The sequence below is a fragment of the Hyphomicrobium sp. genome (genome assembly GCF_036833075.1).
Taxonomy (GTDB): domain Bacteria; phylum Pseudomonadota; class Alphaproteobacteria; order Rhizobiales; family Hyphomicrobiaceae; genus Hyphomicrobium_C.
In genome coordinates, this window is the sequence record NZ_DAITQL010000123.1 from 1 (window position 1) to 9,666 (window position 9,666).

General features: G+C 64.3%; 12 protein-coding genes. 11 read left to right on the forward strand and 1 reads right to left on the reverse strand.

What is annotated here, in order from left to right; translation table 11 throughout:
- The coding region (locus V7082_RS20505; RefSeq protein WP_334151461.1) for a type IV secretory system conjugative DNA transfer family protein at nt 1-410 on the forward strand (410 nt) is incomplete at its 5' end.
- Nucleotides 411-419: 9 nt separating this feature from the next.
- Nucleotides 420-854 (forward strand): CopG family transcriptional regulator, encoded by a 435-nt coding sequence (locus tag V7082_RS20510; protein WP_334151462.1) that lies wholly within the window; start codon nt 420-422, stop codon nt 852-854.
- A 51-nt stretch (nt 855-905) separates the two neighbouring features.
- Here V7082_RS20510 and V7082_RS20515 read toward each other — a convergent pair whose 3' ends face one another.
- A complete protein-coding gene (locus tag V7082_RS20515) occupies nt 906-1,310 on the reverse strand; it encodes a hypothetical protein (protein WP_334151464.1) in 405 nt (134 codons plus the stop codon).
- A 530-nt stretch (nt 1,311-1,840) separates the two neighbouring features.
- On the opposite strand from V7082_RS20515, the gene V7082_RS20520 reads away from it, so the two are divergent.
- From V7082_RS20520 to trbF, 9 genes are all read left to right on the forward strand, one after another.
- Nucleotides 1,841-2,035, forward strand: coding sequence for a hypothetical protein (locus V7082_RS20520; RefSeq protein WP_334151465.1), 195 nt, complete (start codon nt 1,841-1,843; stop codon nt 2,033-2,035).
- Between the two features lie 532 nt (nt 2,036-2,567).
- Nucleotides 2,568-3,551, forward strand: a complete 984-nt coding sequence (gene trbB / locus V7082_RS20525) for a P-type conjugative transfer ATPase TrbB (protein ID WP_334151467.1) — start codon at nt 2,568-2,570, stop codon at nt 3,549-3,551.
- Nucleotides 3,548-3,880 carry a TrbC/VirB2 family protein gene (locus V7082_RS20530; protein WP_334151469.1) on the forward strand — a complete coding sequence of 111 codons (333 nt, stop codon included), beginning with the start codon at nt 3,548-3,550 and terminating at the stop codon, nt 3,878-3,880. Before trbB ends, V7082_RS20530 begins: the two co-directional genes overlap by 4 nt.
- Nucleotides 3,880-4,161 (forward strand): VirB3 family type IV secretion system protein, encoded by a 282-nt coding sequence (locus V7082_RS20535; RefSeq protein WP_334151470.1) that lies wholly within the window; start codon nt 3,880-3,882, stop codon nt 4,159-4,161. The genes V7082_RS20530 and V7082_RS20535 overlap by 1 nt, the downstream gene beginning before the upstream one ends.
- A gap of 8 nt (nt 4,162-4,169) precedes the next feature.
- The gene (trbE, locus tag V7082_RS20540) at nt 4,170-6,608 is read left to right on the forward strand and encodes a conjugal transfer protein TrbE (RefSeq protein WP_334151472.1); all 2,439 of its coding nucleotides are present in this window, start codon (nt 4,170-4,172) and stop codon (nt 6,606-6,608) included.
- On the forward strand, nt 6,605-7,372 hold the full coding sequence (trbJ, locus tag V7082_RS20545; protein WP_334151473.1) for a P-type conjugative transfer protein TrbJ: 768 nt from the start codon (nt 6,605-6,607) through the stop codon (nt 7,370-7,372). The genes trbE and trbJ overlap by 4 nt, the downstream gene beginning before the upstream one ends.
- A gap of 10 nt (nt 7,373-7,382) precedes the next feature.
- Nucleotides 7,383-7,718, forward strand: a complete 336-nt coding sequence (trbK-alt, locus tag V7082_RS20550; RefSeq protein WP_334151474.1) for a putative entry exclusion protein TrbK-alt — start codon at nt 7,383-7,385, stop codon at nt 7,716-7,718.
- A 3-nt stretch (nt 7,719-7,721) separates the two neighbouring features.
- Nucleotides 7,722-9,083 (forward strand): P-type conjugative transfer protein TrbL, encoded by a 1,362-nt coding sequence (gene trbL, locus V7082_RS20555; RefSeq protein ID WP_334151476.1) that lies wholly within the window; start codon nt 7,722-7,724, stop codon nt 9,081-9,083.
- Nucleotides 9,083-9,666 (forward strand): conjugal transfer protein TrbF (gene trbF, locus V7082_RS20560; RefSeq protein WP_334151477.1); only part of this gene is annotated, 584 nt, incomplete at its 3' end. The genes trbL and trbF, both read left to right, overlap by 1 nt.

The following is a 9,666-nucleotide window of genomic DNA, read 5'->3' on the forward strand; positions in this document are numbered from 1 at the left end:
AAATCGTCATGGTCGCCGGCACGCCGCCGATCCGGGCGAAGAAGGCGCGCTACTACGAGGACCCACGGTTTCAGGAACGCATTTTGCAGCCGCCGGCCGTGGTGAAGCCGAGCAAGGTAGCGCCCGACGATTGGAGCACACTCGCCGTGCCTTCGGCGCCGCAGGTCCCGGTCACGAGCGGAAGCACCGATCCCGGCGACGAGGATACGACGGACTCGGAACGCCGCCGCCAACCCGAGCTCAGCCGCACCCAGCCGGTGGAGAAGAAGGAGCCGATCCCTAATGAGTTCGAGCTCGATCCGACCGACGAACCGGATGAAGACGTCGCTCGCAACAGCCGATTGAGGGATACCATGCGCCAAGTCGCGCGACAGGCCTCCCTAGATCCCGGCGACGGCATCGAGCTGTAGGAGGCGCTCATGGGAAAACCTCCGAAGAAGCAGCGGCTTTCGGTCTATCTCGACCCAGACATTAAAAAATCGCTCGCCGCTCATGCCGCGCGGCGCGATCACTCGGAGTCGCTGATAGCGGAAGCCGCCATCGCGTCCTTCCTTTCACCGGACGCGGCCGAACGCCAGGAGGCGGCTGTCACCAAACGTCTCGACCAGCTCGATCGCCGGATGGCGCGCATGGAGCGCGACCTTGGGATCTCCGTCGAGACGTTGGCGATTTTCGTGCGCTTCTGGCTGACCACTACGCCGGCCTTGCCTGAACCTGCCGCACAGGCCGCGCGAGCCAAGGCAGGCGAGCGCTATGAGGGCTTCATCGCAGCGTTGGGACGCAGGCTCGCGAAGGGGCCAAAACTCAGACAGGAAATCCCCGAAGATGTCGATGCCGCGACGCAGAGCGATTGACGCTCTGATTGCCAGGCAAGACGCGAGATTTGCCGTGATCTCGCTCGCCTCTCAGCCTTCGCAGCTCCAGGTTTTTGCATTGTGCACGGCTGATCCATGAAATTCCGTGTAATATGTCGAAACACGAAACCCCGTTAGACCTTGCGATACGAGATGTCGCCAAACGCAAACAAAGACAGCTCGATCAAACACTCCGCCGATATTTTGCGCATAGTAGTTGCTCTCTTTCAACGCAGACCTACGCATGAAACGCTCTCCCGGAGTGAGGCTTCGATCGTCTGAGATCTTCTTGTCTCCATGGTCGTAAGATGCTGCAAACGGTATTGATGTTCCGGCGCAGATGATCTTGAAATGCGTCTGGCGCTCCATAGGCGGTTCATCGCGCACCCACTGAACCGCCAGACCGCTATCGAGATCGATCGCACGCTTTCGAACCGGATCGAATTCTAACTTCATGAAAGTGCCTTCGCCTTGAGCCTGAGCGGCGCGGCGCTAGTTGCGAACCACGACGTCGGTCACCCTTCGCGCGTCCGAAACCAAAGCCATGCGATATCGAGTGGCGCGACCAATATCGCGGCCGCCCACAAGATTATATTAACGAACAGCTTGATGACCATAAGAACGGGGCGGGCATTGTGGCCAATAGCATTTCCGCCGGCTTGCTCGTGCGCGGTTGCAATGCGCAGGAGCGCCGGCAGCGACCGGTCCTAACGGATTTCTAAGCTACGTCAGTAGCGTGGGTAGATTGAACGCACCGCACGGCGAGCGCTGTCATCCACCAATCAGCCATCCGCATTAGCGCATAAGCATCCGCTGAGAATGCTGCAGCAATGCAGCCTCTCTTTCGCAAAATTGCCTGTTCGGAGGGGGCTGGAAATCTGCAATTTAGGAGGCGTTCAACTCCAATGCTCAGTTGATGGCGCTCGCTCTGGCTGATGTTGAGCAGGCTCCCGCAATGTCGGGCGTTTTTTACAGAGCGAGGACAAATGAGCAGAAATTCTGAAGCGCACACTGCAGCCATCGAGGTCCTAAAGGCGGCAGCGAAAGTGTACATCGAAGCCTTTGGACCGAAGGCCGGCATCGAGAACATGGCTGAGGATTTTTGCCGCTACGTTGCCGAGCGCCAATATCCTGAAGGCTGGGCGGGGATCGTTCAGCACATCGTGAAAGTGTCAGGTTAACGGCGAGCACGATGAAGACGTAGAGCTGGGCCCTCAAAGCTCCAAACGCCTTCGCGCTGGCATGTGAGCTTCGGCCCGACTGCAAGACGCCCCCACCGACGCGATGTTGGTGCCCTTCAAACAACACCTCTCTGAATTCGGCTTCGTGCCTCGCAATTTCTGGAACACCGCCAACGGTCACGCGGTGCCCGATCCATTTGGCATGGTGAAGTAGCAGCGCTTCGTTCACCGAAAGCGCTGACCGACTAGACGCAGCCCTCATTCCGCGATCGCCATATCGGCTGGTCAGCCACCAATAGGTCCCGCCGAAGGCTCGTGATCAGATTAGATCCTGCGCCAGTCACGCTCCCCCGCGCGATAGTCCACTTGTTCTTGACCACAAGTGGACGTGCGTCCCGCCGATCTCCTGTATTTATACGCCACACTACGATGACCACATCCGGGTTGTTGCAACGACCTAATTTCTGCCTCTTCTACTCATCCCCGATCCAGGGCCGCGCATCGGGCGTGCCCGCAAGAGAACGGGGACGGCGTGGCGCACTCAAACCAGAAATCCGAGGCGGTCCTTCGCGGCGCACGCATGCTGCGCACAGCCCTCGGGTCGGCGATCGCCGGATTTCTGGAAGATCCCGCGATCGTCGAGGTGATGCTCAACCCTGACGGACGGCTCTGGATCGACCGACTCTCAGGAGGCCTGACCGAAACGGACGAGCACCTGTCCGCGGCCGATGGCGAACGGATCATCCGCCTTGTTGCCCACCATGTCGGCGCCGAGGTTCATGCCGGAGCCCCGCGCGTCTCAGCCGAGCTGCCGGAAACAGGAGAGCGGTTCGAGGGGCTTCTGCCGCCCGTGGTGGCGGCGCCGGCATTCGCCATCCGAAAACCTGCTGTCGCCGTCTTTACCCTCGACGACTATGTGGCGGCCGGCATCATGGCCTCCGGCCAGGCCGACGCGTTGCGGATCGCGGTCGCCGAACGGCGCAACATCCTCGTCGCCGGCGGCACCTCGACGGGTAAGACCACGCTCACCAACGCTCTGCTCGCCGAAGTCTCCAAGACCTCGGATCGCGTAGTGCTGATCGAGGATACGCGCGAGCTGCAGTGCGCCGCGCCCAATCTTGTCGCCATGCGGACGAAGGACGGCGTCGCCACGCTCTCCGATCTCGTCCGCTCCTCACTGCGCCTGCGGCCCGACCGCATCCCTATCGGCGAGGTGCGCGGCGCCGAAGCCCTCGACCTGTTGAAGGCATGGGGCACCGGGCACCCGGGCGGCGTCGGCACGATCCACGCCGGCACGGCGATCGGTGCGCTCCGTCGCCTCGAGCAGCTCATCCAGGAGGCCGTGGTCACCGTGCCGCGTGCCCTCATCGCAGAGACGATCGACCTCGTCGCTGTCCTCTCCGGCCGCGGTGCGTTGCGCCGTCTGGCCGAGCTCGCTCGCGTCGAGGGCCTCGGCCCCGACGGCGACTACCGCGTCACACCCGCAACCCAGCCCCCCGAAGGAGACCCCGCATGATCCGCCGTGCCCTGCATTTCCGTCGCCATGTGGCGACGTCCGCGTCCGCCCTGACCGTCAGCATGATGCTGGCCCCGGCCGCCCATGCCTCCGGTTCCTCGATGCCGTGGGAAGCGCCGCTGCAATCGATCTTGCAATCGATCGAAGGCCCCGTCGCCAAGATTATCGCGGTGATCATCATCATCGTCACCGGCCTGACGCTCGCCTTCGGCGACACCTCGGGCGGCTTCCGCCGGCTGATCCAGATCGTCTTCGGCCTGTCCATCGCCTTCGCGGCGTCGAGCTTCTTCCTCTCCTTCTTCTCGTTCGGCGGTGGGGCGCTCGTCTGATGGCGAGCCTGATCGACAGCGTCGGTGAAGTGCCGGGCTTCAGCGTCCCGGTCCACCGCGCACTCACCGAGCACATTCTGCTCGGAGGTGCGCCGCGGAGCATTGCCATCCTCAACGGCACGCTCGCCGCTGCTCTCGGTCTTGGTCTGCGACTCTGGCTCGTAGGCATCAGCCTCTGGGCCATCGGCCATTTCGCCGCCGTCTGGGCGGCCAAGCGCGACCCGCAATTCGTCGACGTCGGACGCAGGCACCTGCGCATCCCCGGCCACCTGAACGTCTGAGGCCCACCATGATGAACCTCGCCGAATATCGCCGGACCTCGATTTGCCTCGCTGATTTCCTGCCATGGGCGGCGCTTGTGGCTCCCGGTGTCGTTCTGAACAAGGACGGCAGCTTCCAGCGCAGCGCTCGCTTTCGCGGACCCGACCTCGATTCCGCTGTGCAGGCCGAATTGATCGCGGTCGCCGGCCGCCTCAACAACGCCTTCCGGCGGCTAGGCTCGGGATGGGCGATCTTCGTCGAGGCACAGCGCCACGCCGTCGGCGCCTATCCCGCAAGCACCTTTCCCGATCCGGCTTCCGCACTGATCGAAGCCGAGCGCAAAGCGGACTTCGAGGAGGAAGCTGCTCATTACGAGTCGAGCTACTTCCTGACGTTCACCTTTCTGCCGCCGGCCGAGGATGCCGCGCGCGCCGAGAACTGGCTTTACGAAGGCAAGGCCGATCGCCACGTCGATGCGTGGGAGGCGTTGCGCGGCTTCATCGACCGCACCGACCGTATCCTGCAGCTCGTCGAAGCCTTCATGCCGGAATGCGCCTGGCTCGATGACGTCGAGACGCTGACCTATCTGCACTCAACGGTCTCAACGAAGCGCCATCGCGTCCGTGTGCCCGAGACGCCGATGTATCTCGACGCGCTGATCGCCGACCAACCGCTCACGGGCGGTCTCGAACCGCGTCTTGGCGAGGCACATCTGCGCATCCTGACAATCGTCGGCTTCCCGACAGCGACCACCCCCGGCATCCTCGACGAGCTCAACTGCCTGGCCTTTCCCTACCGCTGGTCAACGCGGGCGATCCTGCTCGACAAGACCGACGCCACCAAACTGCTCACCAAGATCCGGCGGCAGTGGTTCGCGAAGCGCAAGTCGATCGCGGCAATCCTCAAGGAGGTGATGACCAACGAGGCAAGCGCCCTCGTTGACACTGACGCTGCCAACAAAGCCGCCGACGCCGACCTGGCGCTGCAGGAGCTCGGCGCCGACTATGCCGGCCAAGCCTATGTCACGGCCACGATCGCGGTCTGGGATGCCGACGCGCGCGTGGCCGCCGAGAAGCTGCGTCTTGTCGAGAAGGTGGTCCAGGGCCGCGATTTCACGGCCATGGCTGAAACGATCAACGCGGTCGACGCGTGGCTCGGCTCGCTTCCAGGCCAGGTCTACGCCAACGTCCGTCAGCCGCCGATCTCGACGCTCAATCTCGCCCACATGATTCCCCTCAGTGCCGTGTGGGCGGGACCGGAACGGGATGAGCACTTTGGTGCACCCCCCTTGCTGTACGGCAAGACCGAAGGGTCCACCCCGTTCCGGTTCTCCATCCATGTCGGCGATGTCGGTCATACCCTGATCGTCGGGCCGACCGGCGCCGGCAAGTCCGTGCTGCTCGCCTTGATGGCGCTCCAGTTCCGCCGCTACCGCCAAGCCCAGGTCTTCGCCTTCGACTTCGGCGGATCAATCCGAGCCGCGGCCATCGCAATGGCTGGCGACTGGCACGATCTCGGCGGCGGCCTGACTGAGGCGGCCACTGAGAGTGTCGCACTGCAACCGCTCTCCCGTATCGACGAGACGGCCGAGCGCGCGTGGGCCGCTGATTGGATCATCGCGATCCTCATGCGCGAGAGCGTCCAGATCACCCCGGAAATCAAGGAACACATTTGGACGGCACTGACCTCGCTCGCCAGTGCACCGCTCGGCGAGCGCACCATGACGGGACTTTCGGTCCTGCTTCAATCGAACGACCTGAAACAGGCGCTGCGGCCATACTGTGTCGGCGGGCCTTATGGTCGTCTCCTCGACGCCGAGAGCGAACATCTCGGTATCGCCACCGTCCAGGCCTTCGAAACCGAAGGGCTGATCGGCACTGCGGCGGCGCCTGCCGTGCTCAGCTATCTCTTCCACCGTGTCGAGGATCGGCTGAACGGCGAACCGACGCTCATTATCGTCGACGAAGGCTGGTTGGCCCTCGATGACGAGGGCTTCGCCGGCCAGCTCCGCGAGTGGCTGAAAACCCTTCGAAAGAAGAACGCCAGCGTCGTCTTCGCGACCCAGTCGCTGTCCGACATTGATGGCTCGGCGATCGCGCCGGCCATCATCGAAAGCTGCCAGACGCGACTCCTCCTGCCGAATGAGCGCGCGATCGAGCCGCAGATCACCGCGATCTACAGACGGTTCGGCTTGAACGACCGCCAGATCGAGATCCTCGCGCGCGCCATGCCGAAGCGCGACTATTACTGCCAGTCCCGCCGCGGCAACCGGCTGTTCGAGCTGGGCCTCTCCGAGGTCGCGCTCGCGCTCTGTGCCACATCCTCCAAGATCGACCAGGCCGCCATCGACCGCATCGTCGCCGAGCATGGGCGGGATGGCTTCCTCGTAGCTTGGCTGCGGCACCGCGGCGTCGACTGGGCCGCCGACCTCATTCCCAACCTCACTAACCTGGAGAGCCAGTCATGAAACTGCGTGTCCCTCGCGCGGCGCTCGCCGCCGCTTTGCTTGCCATCCCCGTGTCCATCTCCCCGATGTTGATGGCGCCGGCACACGCACAGTTCGGCGGCATCGTCTACGATCCCACCAACTACGCCCAGAATCTGCTTTCCGCGACCCGCGCTCTACAGCAGGTCAACAACCAGATCACTTCGCTTCAGAACGAAGCTCAGTCCCTGATCAACCAGGCTCGCAACCTCACGAGTCTGCCGTACTCCTCGCTTCAGCAGCTCCAGCGGTCGGTTCAACGGACCCAGCAGCTACTGCAACAAGCGCAGGGCATCGCCTACAACGTTCAGAACATCGACCAAGCGTTCCGGACCACCTACGGCAGCGCCTCGATGACGGCCTCCGACCAGCAGCTCATCGCCCAGGCGAAGGAGCGCTGGAACAACACCGTCTCCGGCCTGCAGGACGCCATGCGCGTTCAGGCGGGCGTTGTCGGCAATATCGACACCAATCGTTCGCAGATGTCGGCGTTGATCGGCCAGAGCCAGGGCGCAACCGGTGCGCTTCAGGCGTCGCAAGCCGGCAATCAGTTGCTCGCGCTCCAGGCACAGCAGCTCGCGGACCTGACCGCGGTCGTCTCCGCGAACGGCCGTGCACAGGCGCTCGCTGAAGCTGAACGCTCTGCCGCCGCCGAACAGGGCCGCGAGCAGCGCCGGCGCTTCCTCACGCCCAGCGGCGGCTATCAGCCCGGCAACGTCCGCATGTTCCCGAACAGCGGCAACTGAGGCCGCAACCATGGACGGAAAGACGCTCGCACGCATCGGCGCCATCGTCTTCGTCGCGGTCGCGGTCACCGCGACCGCGATCGAGATGACCCGGAAGGAGCGGGCGCCGGAGAGTTGGGATTCGGACAGGCCTGCCGCAGTGGCGGCCGATCCGCTGCAGGCCGAGCTGCTTCGCTGCCAGGCGCTCGGCGAGGCCGGTCCGCGCGATCCGGCGTGCCTGCGTGCGTGGGCGGAAAACCGCGATCGCTTCCTCGCTCCGGCCTCCCGTCCGGCAGAACGTCTTCCCGAGCCACAGCCCGCGCCGCCTCCGACACCGACGTCGTCGCAACCCGCAGAAGTGCACTAGGCCATGGGCAACACCGGCGTCATCGACCATTTCCTCGAGGTCTTCACGCGCTACATCGACGGGGGCTTTGGCCTCCTCGGTGGTGAAGTGGCCTTCATCGCGACGACGTTGATTGTCATCGACGTCACATTGGCCGCACTGTTCTGGTCGTGGGGCGCCGATGACGACATCATCGCCCGCCTGGTGAAGAAGACGCTGTTCGTCGGCGTCTTTGCCTACATCATCGGCAACTGGAACAATCTCGCGCGCATCATCTTCGAGAGCTTCGCCGGCCTCGGTCTGAAGGCAAGCGGGACCGGTTTCACAACAGCGGATCTTCTGCGTCCCGGCAAGGTGGCGCAAATCGGGCTCGACGCTGGGCGGCCTCTGCTGGACTCGATTTCCAGCCTGATGGGCTACTGGTCGTTCTTCGAGAATTTCATCCAGATCGCCTGCATGTTCCTGGCCTGGGCGCTGGTGCTGCTCGCGTTCTTCATTCTCGCCATCCAGCTCTTCGTCACTCTGATCGAGTTCAAGCTCACAACACTCGCCGGCTTCGTGCTCATACCGTTCGGCCTCTTCGGAAAGTCAGCTTTCATGGCCGAGCGCGTGCTCGGCAACGTCATCTCGTCGGGCATCAAGGTCCTGGTGCTGGCTGTCATCATCGGAATCGGCTCAACGCTGTTTTCCGAATTCACGACCGGCTTCAACGGTGCGACGCCTACCATCGACGACGCGATGGCCATTGTCTTGGCTGCCCTTTCGCTCCTGGGTCTCGGGATCTTCGGACCGGGCATTGCGAACGGCCTGGTGTCCGGCGGTCCGCAGCTCGGCGCCGGCGCGGCGGGCGGCACCGGCCTCGCCGCCGGCGGCATGGTCGCGGCCGGCGCTGCCGCGGCTGGCGCGGTAGCCTCGGGCGGCGCCGCACTGGCCGGAGGCGCCGCTGCCGCCGCTCGAGGTGGTGCAGCCCTCGCAGGCGGCGCATCGACCGCTTACAGCCTGGGCGCCGCGGGACAAACAGGCGCCTCAGGTGTGATGAGCGGCCTGGGCGGTGTCGCGCGGGCCGCCGGCTCCGCTGCTACGTCTCCGCTCCGCCGCGCTGCCGAGCGCTCAGCCGAAAGCATGCGCTCCAACTTCGCCAGCGGCGCGCGCTCTGCTTTCGAAGTGACAGGCGGCACCTCGACCATGGGCACGATCGGCGACGCGGCCCAAGACGCGACGCCGAGTCCTGCGGGTGGCGGCGCCAACCAACCGCCCGACTGGGCGCGACGCATGCAGCGATCACAACGCATGACCCATGCCGTCCAGTCGACGGCGCACGCCGTCCGCTCCGGTGACGCCCACGGTGGCGGCGCCTCCGTCAACCTCTCTGAAGGCGATCGCTGATGTTCAAACGCCCATCGACCCACTACGGAAAATCCCCGACGCCCGAAACGCCATACCAGCGCGCTGCGCAGGTCTGGGACGACCGCATTGGCTCCGCCCGCGTCCAGGCGCGCAACTGGCGCTATATGGCCTTCGGCTCGCTGCTCCTCTCGGCCGGCTTCGCCGCGGCGCTCGTCTGGCAGTCGGCGCGAGGCACAATTGTCCCGTGGGTGGTCCAGACAGATCGCCTCGGCCAGGCGCAGGCCGTAGCGCCAGCAGTAGCGGACTATCAGCCGACCGATCCGCAAATCGCTTTCCACCTGGCGCGCTTCATTGAAGAGGTCCGCTCGATCCCGGCTGACGCCATCATCGTCCGGCAGAACTGGCTGCGCGCTTACGATTTCACGACCGATCGCGGCGCCGCGGCGCTCAACGATTATGCGCGCGCCAACGATCCCTTCACCAAGGTCGGCCGCCAGCAGATCGCGATCGAGGTCTCGAGCGTCATTCGTGCATCGCCGAACAGTTTCCGCATCGCCTGGACCGAGCGCCACTACGAGAACGGCCAGCTCTCCACGACCGAGCGCTGGACCGCGATCCTGAC

Bases quoted from the DNA above. Each gene is read 5' to 3' on its own strand.
- trbL (WP_334151476.1), top strand. From the start codon at position 7,722: ATGGGCAACACCGGCGTCATCGACCATTTCCTCGAGGTCTTCACGCGC.
- trbK-alt (WP_334151474.1), top strand. From the start codon at position 7,383: ATGGACGGAAAGACGCTCGCACGCATCGGCGCCATCGTCTTCGTCGCG.
- trbJ (WP_334151473.1), top strand. From the start codon at position 6,605: ATGAAACTGCGTGTCCCTCGCGCGGCGCTCGCCGCCGCTTTGCTTGCC.
- V7082_RS20530 (WP_334151469.1), top strand. From the start codon at position 3,548: ATGATCCGCCGTGCCCTGCATTTCCGTCGCCATGTGGCGACGTCCGCG.
- V7082_RS20535 (WP_334151470.1), top strand. From the start codon at position 3,880: ATGGCGAGCCTGATCGACAGCGTCGGTGAAGTGCCGGGCTTCAGCGTC.
- V7082_RS20520 (WP_334151465.1), top strand. From the start codon at position 1,841: ATGAGCAGAAATTCTGAAGCGCACACTGCAGCCATCGAGGTCCTAAAG.
- V7082_RS20510 (WP_334151462.1), top strand. From the start codon at position 420: ATGGGAAAACCTCCGAAGAAGCAGCGGCTTTCGGTCTATCTCGACCCA.
- V7082_RS20515 (WP_334151464.1), bottom strand. From the start codon at position 1,310: ATGAAGTTAGAATTCGATCCGGTTCGAAAGCGTGCGATCGATCTCGAT.
- trbE (WP_334151472.1), top strand. From the start codon at position 4,170: ATGATGAACCTCGCCGAATATCGCCGGACCTCGATTTGCCTCGCTGAT.